A 14019-nucleotide genomic window follows, 5' to 3' on the forward strand; every position below is an offset into this window, starting at 1 on the left:
TTTATATACATCCAATCAAATGAGTGATTACTCTTCGTCAGCATCTCCGGCTGTATCGAGGGTCTCAAATACGATCTCCTCTGAATTTACATTCTCTAACTCTTCGTAATCATCTGTATCCTCATCTTCATCAAAGAAGTTAAGCTCTTCCATATCAGTGTCAAGCTTTACTGAACGATATCTCTTCATTCCTGTACCAGCAGGTATAAGCTTTCCGATGATAACGTTTTCCTTAAGTCCGATAAGTGGATCAACCTTACTCTTAATCGCAGCATCTGTAAGAACCTTTGTTGTCTCCTGGAATGATGCAGCCGACATAAATGAATCAGTTGCAAGTGATGCCTTTGTTATACCAAGCATTATCTGTGTTCCAGTTGCAGGCTCCTTGCCCTCTGCGATAAGCTTCTCATTTGTATCTTCAAACTCAAGCAGATCTGCCTGTGTTCCTGGAAGATAATCTGAATCTCCCGGCTCATCAATTATGATCTTCTTAAGCATCTGTCTTACGATGATCTCAATGTGCTTATCATTGATATCAACACCCTGAAGTCTGTAAACCTTCTGAACCTCACGGAGCATGTAATCCTGAACTGCACGAACACCCTTTATCTTAAGGATATCATGTGGATTAACTGATCCCTCTGTAAGCTCATCACCAGCCTCAAGTACCTGATCATCAAGAACTCTGATACGTGAACCATAAGGAATAAGATATGCCTTTGACTCACCTGTCTCATCGTTTGTTATGACAACCTCTCTCTTCTTCTTGTTGTCACGGAGCTGTACCTTTCCGCCAAACTCTGCAATGATTGCAAGTCCCTTTGGCTTTCTGGCCTCGAAAAGCTCCTCAACTCTTGGAAGACCCTGTGTGATATCGCCACCGGCAACACCACCTGTATGGAATGTTCTCATTGTAAGCTGTGTACCAGGCTCACCGATTGACTGTGCAGCGATAATTCCAACTGACTCACCAACCTGTACAGGCATTCCTGTTGCCATGTTCGCACCGTAGCACTTTGCACACACACCGAGGTGTGACTTACATGTGAGGACTGTTCTGATCTTAAGCTTTGCATCTGATCTTACAACTTCGTTTCCATCGTCATCCTTAACGGTGAATGGAACGCCGTTGGCATCGACACCCTTCTTAACAATGAGCTCAGCTCTCTTAGGAGTTACCATATGATTTATCTTGACAAGCATGTTGCCCTCTGCATCATATACAGACTCTGCAAGGTAACGTCCTGTGATTCTCTCCTGAAACTCCTCGATCATTTCCTTGCCCTCTCTGAAGGCCTCAATGACCATACCCGGAATTGAATCTCTTCCTATACTACAATCAGGCTCTCTGATTATAAGATCCTGTGATACATCTACAAGTCGTCTTGTCAGGTATCCTGAATCGGCTGTACGAAGAGCTGTATCTGACAGACCCTTACGAGCACCATGCGCCGAAATGAAATACTCCAGAACGTCAAGTCCCTCTCGGAAGTTAGACTTGATTGGGAGCTCAATGGTCTTACCTGTTGTATCTGCCATCAGTCCTCGCATACCTGCAAGCTGCTTGATCTGCTGATTAGAACCACGGGCTCCAGAATCAGCCATCATGAATATATTGTTATATTTATCAAGACCTGCGAACAGGAGATCCTGCAGATGCTTATCTGCCTTCTCCCAGATCTTAACTACTGCCTGATATCTCTCCTCGTCTGATACAAGACCACGTCTGAACTTCTTGGTGATTTGGTCAACGAGCTTCTGTGCATCCTCAAGGATATCCTTCTTCTCATCAGGCACCTTCATATCTGAAATAGATACTGATATAGCACTTCTTGTTGAATACTTATATCCTATTGCCTTGACATCATCAAGAACCTCTGCAGTCTTTGTTGCACCGTGTGTATTGATACACTTGTCAAGGATTGGCTTGAGCTGCTTCTTTCCTACATGGAAATCTATCTCAAGCTTCAGAGCGTTCTCACGAACAGTTCTGTCTACATATCCGAGATCCTGTGGAATGATCTCATTGAAGAGGAGCTTTCCAAGTGTTGTATCGATAACACCTGTAACTTCCTCGCCCTCGAACTCACCGGTTCTTCTTACATGGATCTTGGTGTGAAGTGTAATTCCACCATTCTCATATGCAAGTATTGCCTCATTCTTGGACTTAAAATATCTTCCCTCTCCGATCTCGCCTTCCTTTTCCATTGTCAGATAGTAGATACCAAGTACCATATCCTGTGAAGGAACGGCAACAGGCGCACCATCTGATGGCTTCAGCAGGTTGTTAGGTGAAAGCAGAAGGAATCTACACTCAGCCTGTGCCTCTACTGTAAGTGGAAGATGGACAGCCATCTGGTCTCCATCGAAATCGGCATTGAAGGCTGTACATACGAGTGGGTGAAGCTTTATAGCCTTACCGCCTACAAGCACTGGCTCAAATGCCTGGATTCCAAGTCTGTGAAGTGTAGGGGCACGGTTAAGCATAACCGGATGCTCCTTGATGACATCCTCAAGAATGTCCCAAACCTGTGGCTCAAGCTTCTCTACCATCTTCTTTGCCTGCTTGATATTGTTTGCCTTACCTGTAGCTGTAAGCTCCTTCATAACAAATGGCTTGAACAGCTCGATAGCCATCTCCTTAGGGAGACCGCACTGGTAAATCTTAAGCTCTGGTCCAACTACGATAACTGAACGTCCCGAGTAGTCAACTCGCTTACCAAGAAGGTTCTGACGGAAACGTCCCTGCTTACCTTTCAGCATCTCTGAAAGTGACTTCAGTGCTCTGTTACCAGGGCCTGTTACCGCACGTCCACGTCTACCGTTATCTATAAGTGCATCAACTGCCTCCTGAAGCATTCTCTTCTCATTTCTCACGATGATCTCAGGAGCACCGAGATCAAGGAGTCTGCGGAGACGATTATTTCTGTTGATGATTCTTCTGTACAGATCGTTGAGGTCTGATGTTGCAAATCTTCCACCTTCAAGCTGTACCATAGGTCTGATATCTGGTGGGATAACAGGTATTACATTCATGATCATCCACTCAGGTCTGTTCTCTGATGTTCTGAATGCCTCCATTACCTCAAGTCTCTTGATGATCCTTGTACGCTTCTGGCCGCTGCATGTCTCAAGCTCTTTCTTAAGCTCTGCGCTCTCGGCATCAAGGTCTATTGCCTTGAGAAGCTTCTGTATAGCCTCTGCGCCCATCTCTGCAACGAATGAACCGTAACCATACTCCTTCTCTGCCTCTCTGAACTCCTGCTCGTTGAGGATCTGCTTGTAAGCAAGCGGAGTATCCTTTGGATCTGTTACTATATATGATGAGAAGTACAGTACCTTCTCAAGCACTCTTGGTGATATATCAAGGATCAGTCCCATACGGCTAGGGATTCCCTTGAAGTACCATATATGTGATACAGGAGCAGCGAGCTCTATATGTCCCATACGCTCTCTACGAACGTTGGACTTTGTTACCTCAACTCCACACTTATCACACACGATTCCCTTGAATCTGATCTTCTTGTACTTACCACAATTACACTCCCAGTCCTTCTGTGGTCCAAATATTCTCTCACAGAACAGACCGTCCTTCTCAGGCTTAAGTGTTCTATAGTTGATAGTCTCAGGGCGCTTTACCTCACCATGTGACCATTCTCTTATCTTTTCAGGAGATGCAAGTCCGATTTTTATTGCGTCAAAGTTCAATGACTTTTCCTGTTCTGCATTGTCTACATTGTATTCTGGCATCTTACAAAGCTCCTTTCTTATTCTTCCTCATTATTATCCATATAATCTGAATCGCCGAGGTCTTCCATATCACTTATATCGTCGTTCTCATCAACCTCTGAGAATCCGCTTGCCTGAAGCTCATCTGCGTCATCGCCTCTGAACACCTCAGGTGCATCGCTCTCATCCATATCATCGTCTCTGTCTGATGATCTGTCGCTGAGAAGTCTCTTGATACTTGTGTTGTAATCATAAGCTTCCATGGTCTCGCTGAGATCAACTTCAACCATCTTCTTGTTGCCTTCCTCGTCCTCTTCCTCTCTTACGACTCTTACATCAAGTCCGAGAGCCTGGAACTCCTTGAGAAGTACCTTGAATGACTCAGGCACACCAGGTGCTGGTATATTGTCGCCCTTGATAATAGCCTCATATGTCTTAACACGTCCTACAACATCATCAGACTTAACTGTCAGAATCTCCTGCAGTGTGTATGAAGCACCATAAGCCTCAAGAGCCCAAACCTCCATCTCTCCGAAACGCTGTCCACCAAACTGAGCTTTACCACCCAGTGGCTGCTGTGTTACCAGTGAGTACGGACCGGTTGAACGAGCATGGATCTTATCATCAACCAGATGGTGCAGCTTGAGGTAATGCATGTAACCGATAGTTACAGGGGCATCAAAGTTCTCACCTGTTCTACCATCACGGAGCTGAACCTTACCTGTTCTGTTGATAGGCACGCCCTTCCACTCTGCTCTGTGGTCTCTGTTCGTGTAGAGGTAATCCATAACCTCAGGCTTTACTGTATCCTTGTACTTAGCCTCGAAGTCTTCCCATGTACCATTTGCATAGTCATTGGCCATCTCCAGTGTATCCATGATGTCAAACTCTGTAGCACCATTGAATACAGGAGTGGATACCTTGAATCCAAGAACCTGTGAAGCAAGTCCGAGATGGATCTCGAGGACCTGTCCGATGTTCATTCGTGAAGGAACGCCCAGTGGGTTAAGCACAATATCAAGAGGACGTCCGTTTGGAAGGAATGGCATATCCTCAACAGGGAGCACTCGTGAAACTACACCCTTGTTACCATGACGACCAGCCATCTTATCTCCGACCTGGATCTTTCTCTTCTGTGCTATATATACTCTGACCTTCTTGTCTACGCCTGCCGGAAGATCGTCTCCATCAGCACGTGTAAATACCTTTGCATCTATAACAATACCGAATGCTCCGTGTGGAACCTTCAGTGATGTATCTCGTACCTCTCTTGCCTTCTCACCGAAGATGGCACGAAGAAGTCTCTCCTCTGCTGTCAGCTCAGTCTCTCCCTTTGGAGTAACCTTTCCAACGAGGATATCACCGGCACGAACCTCTGCGCCGATTCTGATGATACCATTCTCATCAAGATCCTTGAGGACATCATTTGACAGACCTGCAAGATCTCTTGTGATCTCCTCCTTACCAAGCTTGGTATCACGAGCCTCACACTCGTATTTCTCTATATGAATTGATGTGTATACATCATCCTGTACAAGTCTCTCGCTGAGAAGAACCGCATCCTCGTAGTTGTAACCTTCCCATGTCATGAAACCGATCAGTGGGTTCTTACCAAGTGCGATCTCTCCGCCAGATGTTGAAGGGCCATCTGCGATAACCTCTCCAGCCTTTACGTGGTCACCCTTGAACACGATAGGTCTCTGGTTCATACAGTTACCCTGGTTGCTTCGTGCAAACTTGATGATGTGATATACATCCTTTGTTCCATCCTCATCTGCTCTTACACATACCTCTGTGCTGTTTGAATATTCTACAACACCGTCTCTCTTGGCAACAACGCAAACACCTGAATCTACAGCAGCCTTTGCCTCCATACCTGTTCCAACCACTGCTGACTCTGTCATCATAAGAGGAACCGCCTGACGCTGCATGTTTGATCCCATGAGGGCACGGTTAGCATCATCGTTCTGAAGGAATGGGATCATCGATGTAGCAACTGAGAATACCATCTTAGGTGATACATCCATGAGATCAACCTTTGACTTAGGGAACTCGGTTGTATCAGCTCTGAATCTTCCTGATACATTGTTCTTGACAAAGTGTCCATTCTCATCTATAGGCTCATTAGCCTGTACTACTCTGTATCTGTCCTCCTCGTCTGCTGTAAGGTAAACAACCTCATCTGTAACAACAGGGTTAGAAGGATCTGTCTTATCAAGCTTTCTATATGGAGCCTCAACGAAACCATACTCGTTGATACGCGCATATGTAGCCAGTGAGTTGATAAGTCCGATGTTAGGACCCTCAGGGGTCTCGATAGGACACATTCTACCGTAGTGTGTATAGTGTACATCTCGGACCTCGAATCCGGCTCTGTCTCGTGAAAGTCCACCAGGGCCAAGGGCTGAAAGTCTTCTCTTATGAGTCAGTTCTGACAGAGGGTTATTCTGATCCATAAACTGTGACAACTGTGAACTTCCGAAGAACTCCTTAACAGCAGCCGTTACAGGCTTGATATTGATAAGGGACTGAGGTGTGATAGACTCAGCATCCTGTGTTGTCATTCTCTCTCTTACAACTCTCTCAAGTCTTGAAAGACCGATTCTATACTGGTTCTGAAGAAGCTCTCCAACCGCTCTGATACGTCTGTTGCCCAGATGGTCGATGTCATCGTCATTACCAATGCCATACTCGAGGTGAATGTTGTAATTTATGGAAGCAAATATGTCTTCCTTTGTAATATGCTTTGGTACGAGGTCTGACATGTCTCTCTCTATGGCAGCCTTGAGCTTCTCTGTATCATCGCCATACTCCTCGAGGAGTCCCTCGAGAACCGGATAATATACTCTCTCCACAATGCCAAGCTCAGCAGGATCAAAATCCACATAGTTGGCAATGTTGACCATCATATTAGAAAGAACCTTAACGTTTCTCTCCTCTGTCTGGATCATAACATAAGGAACTGCTGCATCCTGAATTGTGTCTGCAAGCTCCTCTGATACTGTTGTTCCAGCTTCAGCGATAACCTCTCCTGTGCTAGGATCGATAGCATCCTCAGCAAGGACATGTCCTGCTATACGAGCCTTGAGAGCAAGCTTCTTGTTGAACTTGTAACGTCCAACCTTTGCAAGATCGTATCTTCTCGCATCAAAGAACATAGCATTAATAAGGCTCTCTGCATTCTCAACTACTGAAGGCTCGTCTGGTCTGATCTTCTTGTAAAGCTCTACCACGCCCTCTGCATATGACTTTGCAGGATCCTTGTTAAGACTCTCCATGATCTTTGGCTCCTCGCCAAATAAATCTATGATCTCCTGATCTGTTCCAAGACCAAGTGCACGGATAAGAACAGTCACAGGTACCTTTCTGGTTCTATCCACACGAACATAGAATACATCGTTGGAATCTGTCTCATACTCCAGCCATGCACCTCTGTTAGGAATTACTGTACATGCATACAGCTTCTTACCAACCTTATCATGTGTTATATCATAGTAAATACCAGGTGAACGCACTAACTGGCTTACTATAACTCGCTCTGCACCATTGATAACGAATGTTCCTGTCTCTGTCATAAGAGGAAGATCACCCATGAATATCTCATGATCTGACATCTCCTTAGCATCTCCGACTCTGAGTCTGACCTTGACTCTGAGAGGCGCCGCATATGTTGCATCTCTCTCCTTGCATTCCTCGATACTGTACTTCAAGTCATCTTTACAGAACTGAAAATCTACGAACTCAAGACTATACTGTCCAGAGTAATCAGTGATAGGAGAAATATCCCTGAATGCTTCCTTCAGACCGTCAGTTAAGAACCAGTTGTATGAATTCTTCTGAACCTCTATGAAGTTAGGCATCTCCAGGACGTCCTTCTGCTTAGCGTAGCTCATTCTGTAGCCTTTTCCAGACTTGACAGGACTAATTCTGTTCTTTTCCATCGACACATTCACCCCTTGGAATTTATTTTTATGCTTTTTAAGACAAACCTTAGTTTAAATAAGTGTTTTAAAGCCATTTATCACCATATTATGATGTGTATGCACACGAAGCCATAATAGTGACAGTTTACTATCCTAACAGCAAATGCAATATTTGTCAACTATATTTTGGAAATTTTTTAGATTTTTTTATTAATTGAGAAAAGATGTATAGAAAAACCGGCCCGGCGGGATGAGATCCATCTCCGCCAGGCCGAATAAAGTCTGATAATAAAATAAGGATCAAATTACTTTAATGTAACCTTAGCGCCCTCAGCCTCGAGCTTTGTCTTAGCTTCCTCAGCCTCTTCCTTAGTAGCGTCCTCCTTGATTACCTTTGGAGCACCATCTACAGCGTCCTTAGCTTCCTTAAGACCTAAGCCTGTAAGCTCACGAACAACCTTGATAACCTTAACCTTGTTAGGACCAACCTCTGTAAGCTCTACGTTGAATGAATCCTTCTCCTCGGCTGCTGCTGCACCGTCTGCACCTGCTGCTGCAACTACAACACCTGCTGCTGCTGATACGCCGAACTCCTCTTCACAAGCCTTAACTAAGTCGTTTAACTCTAATACTGATAAACCTTTGATTACTTCAATAATTTCCTGAGTTGTCATTATGTTTTTCCTCCATATAATATAATTTGTTATTTTGTAATGCATCCACACATCATTCTCGTATCATGCGGATACCCTTTGTCCATGATATAGACAGTTGAATATCTGACAGCATATGATCCCGGCAGTGCCGATATATACATCAGATGTTCTATCAGGCTTAATATTAAGCCTCCTTCTGCTCTGCGATCTGCTTGATAACACGAGCGAAGTTTGCGATAGGTGACTGGATACTTCCAAGGAACTTGGAAATAAGCGCGTCTCTTGAAGGGATCTTTGCAATAACCTGGATTCCTTCTGCATCGTAGAATGTACCTTCTACAACGCCGCCCTTAAGCTCAAGAGCTGGGGCATTCTTTGCGAAGTCTGCAAGAACTCTTGCAGCCGCTGTAGCGTCATCCTTGCAGATTGCAAGACCAGTTGGTCCCTCTAAACAACCCTTAAGGCCTTCGAACTCTGTTCCCTCGATAGCGAAGTTAACCATTGTGTTCTTGTATACCTTGTATACAACACCAGCTTCTCTTAAATTCTTACGGAGCTGTGTATCCTGCTCAACTGTAAGACCACGATAGTCTACAACTACTGCAGTAGCAGCGCCTTCAAGATTTGCCTTGATCTCTTCTACTATTGGCTTCTTTAACTCTACCTTTGCCATAATGCGCCTCCTTATTTTACTAATGACTGCACATTCCAAGATATAAAAAAACTCTCAAAGCCCTAAGACCTGAGAGTAGATTGTTAATTCAATAACGATATCTTTCCTCGGTAGGTGATATAACATCTTACGCCCTAGGGCACCTACTGTCTTCGGCAGTTCATCGTTGCTTAATGTAACACACTGCAAATGCAATGTCAACAATTTTTTTATTTTTTACCCGGCCTGACTCAAATCCGTTTATTGCCAGGCTCACGCTCGCGCGCCGATCGTCTCATCCACAGCATTTGCTATTGCGTCTGCTATGGCTTCAAAATTGTAATCATACAGGTAATTGTCGTAATCGTTGTTGATAAAGCCTGTTTCTATGAGCACTGCGGGCATTTCAGTCCGGCGCAGCACGGCCAGCCCCGGCCTCTCCTCAACATTTATATTTCGAAAGCCCAGCTTTTCAAGCTCGCTGTTGATCTCCTGTGCAAGATTGTATTTCACTCCGCTTTTATCGTAGACAAGGGTCTGCACTCCGCTGTACTTGTTGGCCTCCGGTGCAGAGTTGCGGTGAAGCGATATAAAATAATCTGCTCCGCTCTCATTTCCCTTCTGTGCTTTGCGGACCGGAGAATCGTATACATCCTCCGTTCTGGTGTATACCACATCATATCCCCTGCGGGTGAGTTCATCCCCAAGTGCCAGCGCCAAGTTCAGGTTATCGTTTTTCTCAAGCCTGCCCTCATACGATGCACCGTTGTCATATCCGCCGTGCCCAGCATCTATCATAATTTTTGTTGCCATATAAAACATCCAGCCCCGGTTGTTTATTCCATTTATAATATGTAACAACCGGGGCTGTGATAACACGTTTATTCAAGGTTTATTATTTGAACCAGAGATCCAGATCCACGTCTCCGGATATACCGTCAACGGTTCCGGACTCGGTGTACTGCCATCCTGTATATTTGTATGGGAAATTAGGAACATTTGCATAGTGTGCAAGCCACAGCTCGTAATCCCCGAGTCTGTCCATGTCAAGGCACTGTGCGAACATATTCCTGCTGGCATATATCATCGGCGTGTAGCCTGCCGCCTTTATCGTCTCACAGAAGCCGACTATGCCATCCGTTCTCTCATCATTCGATGCGTTGTCGCCTCTCGCCTCACTGTCGCCGATAAGCTCCGAGTCGATAACTATAGGATACTTGACGTTCATCTTGCCTATCTGTTTGAGGACAAAATTCGCTTCCTCTACACCCTCGTCATATGTTATCGCCTGGGTGAAGAAGTAAAGCCCTGTCGGTATTTTGTATTTGATGACGGCCGCCTTGCTGTCCTCAAAGCTTGAATCCAGCATCAGTCCGCCCTGCGTGTAGCCTCTGTAACCCACTCTGAGCATAACAAAATCTATGTCTTTGTTCTTCGCCAGAGTCTCCCAGTCTATGTCTGACTGGAATGTTGACAGATCCACACCCACCAGTGTGTCCTTTATATTGTCATCGCTGTAATGCATATATCCATCGTCGCCCGTGTAGAACTTCTCAACATCGAGATTGTTTCTCTCCACCTTGTCGCTGATCTTGTACAGCAGCGCATCAGGGCCGAGTTCTCCGACATTGATGTACGCTGTCGGTATATAGTTCCAGTAATTGTCATATATAAGACTGGTTATCTCCGTATCCTCGAGCGTATATCCCGATTCATAGGAAAGCCCCGGAGATGCCTTGGAGTTGGTAAATCCTCCCGCTCTTCCTATAAATATTCCTATAACAATTCCAGCAATAAGACATACCGATCCAACCAGTATGCACCAGTTTCTGGTAAATTTCTTTATCTGTTGTGTGTCCATATCTCTACCTGTCTCTTCCTTCTTAGCTTAGTCCGCCTTAGCCCGCATACACTGATTACATATTATCAAGGAAATGTTCCGTGCCAAGCCGCAAATGTATAACCTTGTCATACTTCTTCTTTATGGCATGTCTGAACCTTCTCGCCTCACTGTGTGAGAACATTCTCTCAAGATCCGCTTCTCTGAGTATCGGTTCATCACAGAGTATCTTGTACTTGATGTTCCAGTCATACATAAGACTTGTGCAGTTATCTATGCTCACCCGCAGCATCGTTCCTTTGTTTTTACCCATGAACACGCTTCTGTTCCATCTGTGTTTTGCAACCGAATTCTTGGCATCAAATACAACCTCAGCCCCCGGATACTTCTTCCATATCGCATCCAGGAACAACTTCAGCTTGTCCTTGTCAAAATATCTCATCATATCGTATACAACAAACAGGATCGCCACATCCTGAGGCTTCTGCACTTCATCAAGCCATTCGTAATCAAATATTGAACTTCCTATGTTGACCTCTCTGTCCCGGATCTCCATGTATTTTCTTCTTATATCTATGCGCTCCGGGAGATCAACATTGTACCACTTTATACGGCCGTTATCCACACGGGAAAACATGGTATCCAGTTCGCATCCGACATTGACGATAATTCCGTCCGCATATCTGTTTATGAAGTTTCGAACCCTCTCGTCCACAGCGACCAGCCTCTCCATCATGACTGTCCTGTCGTAAAATGTGTATCTGGCATTCCTCTTCTTATGCTCGATGCCTAATTTGTCCGTGAGCTTTATGGCCTCATTGTCCTCATATAACTTTGGATAACGCTCCGCCATCATCGCCCTGCACCAGATGTCATTCTCTATGTCAGCAGGTACAAAATCCGAATCTCCCTTGATGCAGCCGGCGATCTTCTTCATGATGGTCTTGCACTCCGGTATGAGGGGATGCTCGAGATAATCGTGTGTCACCGCATAATACTGATAGTAATGCACCTTCATATTCGTCCTGCTCGCGTTATCATACAGCCTTCTGGCATAGCAGTTGAGCATGTCGTCATTTGTCGTGAATATATCCATCTCATCGCATATATCCGTTATGTCGTAATACACGGGACTTGTCATATCCGTCCTTCCTGCCGCATCCTTCACCCAGTAAGCAGAGAGGAAATGCTTTATCCCCGGCGTGTAGTAATATCTGTACATAAAACGGCTCTTGTCACTCATTTTCTGTTCAAGCTCCGTGTCCTCAAATTCCGTGTCAAGAACCGGGGAGCACAGTATGAGCTTGTCCGGTCTTCTCCTGCCCTTCTTCCACAACTGTATGGCAAGCGATAACGCCAGACAGCCTCCGGATGAATGTCCGAGAAGCACCAGACGCTGGACATCCTCCGAGTCACACAGCTTGTCATACGCACCCGTAAGCATATCCAGTGCCTCTGTCACCGAATGCTCCGGCGCAAGCGGGTATATCGGAACCACCGCCCCATAGCCGGTTCTCTCCACCGTGTCGAACACAAACTTCCATTCATTGTGTGTTATCCTCGACACAAATCCTCCGCCGTGTATATACATGAAGAACTCCGTCGCCCTGCCGTCTTTAGGCATCACATAAAAGCACAGTCCGCCCTTCTCAAACACCGATCTGACCTTAAACTTATCTTCATTATAAGAAGGCGGATTATAATCCTCTTTTTTGTGAAGCTTAACCGCTGTTTTATATATGTCAGAGGCTTTCATATGCCTGTCATCAAGCATGACGTGCCCCATCTTTTCTATTGCAATAGTTAAGTAATTCTGACTCTCCATTGTCCACCTTTCCAAATGTCCGGTCTACAACTCTCTTTCAGTTATTTTTGCACATGTCAATAATATAATCAAGAAATGATTTTATTTACTGTTGCAATATTGTCAATTTATGATATTATAATTGCGGTAAACAGGATGCATACAGCATAGAAAGGCAAATCTTATGAATATTACGATGTTAAAGAGTAAGATACACCGCGCAGTTGTAACTCAGGCTGAGCTCAATTACGTCGGCAGTATAACTGTAGATTCTGAGCTTTTAAAGGCCGCCGGAATCCTTGAGTATGAATTAGTACAGATTGTTGACATAGAAAATGGTAATCGTTTCGAGACATACACCATAGCAGGAGAGCCGGGATCAGGAGTTATGTGCCTCAACGGTGCTGCTGCCCGTCAGGTCCAGGTCGGAGATCACATCATTCTCATGTGCTACGCATCAATGACACATGAGGAGGCAAAGGAGCACACGCCTAAGGTCGTATTTGTAAATGATGACAACTCCATCTCACGTATTACCGATTATGAGAAGCACGGAGAGCTTTTCAGCTAGATCATATATAGAATAAAAAGAACTATTCGTTTTAACTAAAGACGAATAGTTCTTTTTTATATTCGGATATGACCGGTCTTATCTGTCGGCATCCTCAAGGATAAGTCTGCACATCTCCGGCACATTTACCTCATCCATAATTATGTCTGCTTTTATGTCTCTGTCGGCATCATCCACCGGGGATATATTGGAGTGTACATAACAGGTGTGGAGTCCGACCTGCTTCGCCGCCAGCACATCACATACCGCGTCATTTCCCACCATTATGGATCTGTTCGGATTGATATGATTTCTGTCCAGGAGCTGCTGATAGAACGCTGCATCCGGCTTCATTGCACCGAAATCCGAAGAGAGCGATATATCTGTAAAATATCCCTCTATGCCAAGTGACTGAACCTCAGGGAAGGTGAAAACTCTCTGTGCATTTGACAGGATGTATAATTTCTTTCCGGCCTGCTTGAGCTGTTCGAGCATATCCGTCACGCCGTCATACAGTCTTATATATCCTGTAGACGCCTTGCGGAACTCCTGAGCCGCAGCCACTGTCAGCTCTGCACAATCGAACGGTGTCTGATCTTTTTTCAACGTGAGCTGCTCAAATACCTCAAGTATCTGTATCTCAGGGAATTTGAACCTCTTCTTTGCCATGGCCTGTTCTGCGCGTCTGATCTGTCTCTTGTACCTTGATCTGAGTCCTGCCGGATTGTATTTCACTCCGTGCTGCGCATAGAACTCACACATATGTTTCCACACAGCGATGTCCTCCTCATCAGTGTGAATGTCTATCAATGTTCCATATAAGTCAAATATAATATTGTCGTACACGTCATACCTCCGGGTAATT

9 protein-coding genes and 1 other annotated feature are annotated in these 14019 nt (G+C 45.0%); of the genes, 1 reads left to right on the plus strand and 8 read right to left on the minus strand.

Features of this window, described 5'->3' with window-relative positions:
* Window positions 1-27: 27 nt before the first annotated feature.
* From rpoC to OCV54_RS12850, 7 genes are all read right to left on the minus strand, one after another.
* Window positions 28-3750, minus strand: coding sequence for a DNA-directed RNA polymerase subunit beta' (gene rpoC, locus OCV54_RS12820; protein WP_015534192.1), 3723 nt, complete (start codon window positions 3748-3750; stop codon window positions 28-30).
* A gap of 17 nt (window positions 3751-3767) precedes the next feature.
* On the minus strand, window positions 3768-7670 hold the full coding sequence (gene rpoB / locus OCV54_RS12825) for a DNA-directed RNA polymerase subunit beta (protein WP_055224423.1): 3903 nt from the start codon (window positions 7668-7670) through the stop codon (window positions 3768-3770).
* A 287-nt stretch (window positions 7671-7957) separates the two neighbouring features.
* Complete coding sequence (gene rplL / locus OCV54_RS12830) at window positions 7958-8326, minus strand: 50S ribosomal protein L7/L12 (RefSeq protein ID WP_015534196.1); 369 nt, start codon at window positions 8324-8326, stop codon at window positions 7958-7960.
* 166 nt (window positions 8327-8492) lie between these two features.
* Window positions 8493-8981, minus strand: coding sequence for a 50S ribosomal protein L10 (rplJ, locus tag OCV54_RS12835; RefSeq protein WP_015534197.1), 489 nt, complete (start codon window positions 8979-8981; stop codon window positions 8493-8495).
* A gap of 36 nt (window positions 8982-9017) precedes the next feature.
* Window positions 9018-9155 (minus strand) — a sequence feature (ribosomal protein L10 leader region).
* Between the two features lie 78 nt (window positions 9156-9233).
* Complete coding sequence (locus tag OCV54_RS12840) at window positions 9234-9773, minus strand: N-acetylmuramoyl-L-alanine amidase family protein (RefSeq protein ID WP_055224424.1); 540 nt, start codon at window positions 9771-9773, stop codon at window positions 9234-9236.
* Between the two features lie 82 nt (window positions 9774-9855).
* Window positions 9856-10821 (minus strand): glycoside hydrolase family 25 protein, encoded by a 966-nt coding sequence (locus OCV54_RS12845; RefSeq protein ID WP_022216759.1) that lies wholly within the window; start codon window positions 10819-10821, stop codon window positions 9856-9858.
* Between the two features lie 55 nt (window positions 10822-10876).
* A complete protein-coding gene (locus OCV54_RS12850) occupies window positions 10877-12625 on the minus strand; it encodes an alpha/beta hydrolase fold domain-containing protein (RefSeq protein ID WP_015534200.1) in 1749 nt (582 codons plus the stop codon).
* A gap of 163 nt (window positions 12626-12788) precedes the next feature.
* Here OCV54_RS12850 and panD point away from each other — a divergent pair, with 163 nt between their 5' ends.
* Window positions 12789-13175 (plus strand): aspartate 1-decarboxylase, encoded by a 387-nt coding sequence (gene panD / locus OCV54_RS12855; RefSeq protein ID WP_055224426.1) that lies wholly within the window; start codon window positions 12789-12791, stop codon window positions 13173-13175.
* Window positions 13176-13253: 78 nt separating this feature from the next.
* Here panD and OCV54_RS12860 read toward each other — a convergent pair whose 3' ends face one another.
* On the minus strand, window positions 13254-14000 hold the full coding sequence (locus OCV54_RS12860; RefSeq protein ID WP_055224427.1) for an HAD family hydrolase: 747 nt from the start codon (window positions 13998-14000) through the stop codon (window positions 13254-13256).
* Window positions 14001-14019 lie beyond the last annotated feature (19 nt).

It is taken from the genome of Coprococcus aceti, from assembly GCF_025567285.1.
GTDB classification, from domain to species: domain Bacteria; phylum Bacillota; class Clostridia; order Lachnospirales; family Lachnospiraceae; genus Coprococcus; species Coprococcus aceti.

Coding starts and splice junctions, on each gene's coding strand:
- rplJ (WP_015534197.1), bottom strand. CDS start 8,981: ATGGCAAAGGTAGAGTTAAAGAAGCCAATAGTAGAAGAGATCAAGGCA.
- panD (WP_055224426.1), top strand. CDS start 12,789: ATGAATATTACGATGTTAAAGAGTAAGATACACCGCGCAGTTGTAACT.
- rplL (WP_015534196.1), bottom strand. CDS start 8,326: ATGACAACTCAGGAAATTATTGAAGTAATCAAAGGTTTATCAGTATTA.
- OCV54_RS12850 (WP_015534200.1), bottom strand. CDS start 12,625: ATGGAGAGTCAGAATTACTTAACTATTGCAATAGAAAAGATGGGGCAC.
- OCV54_RS12845 (WP_022216759.1), bottom strand. CDS start 10,821: ATGGACACACAACAGATAAAGAAATTTACCAGAAACTGGTGCATACTG.
- rpoC (WP_015534192.1), bottom strand. CDS start 3,750: ATGCCAGAATACAATGTAGACAATGCAGAACAGGAAAAGTCATTGAAC.
- rpoB (WP_055224423.1), bottom strand. CDS start 7,670: ATGGAAAAGAACAGAATTAGTCCTGTCAAGTCTGGAAAAGGCTACAGA.
- OCV54_RS12840 (WP_055224424.1), bottom strand. CDS start 9,773: ATGGCAACAAAAATTATGATAGATGCTGGGCACGGCGGATATGACAAC.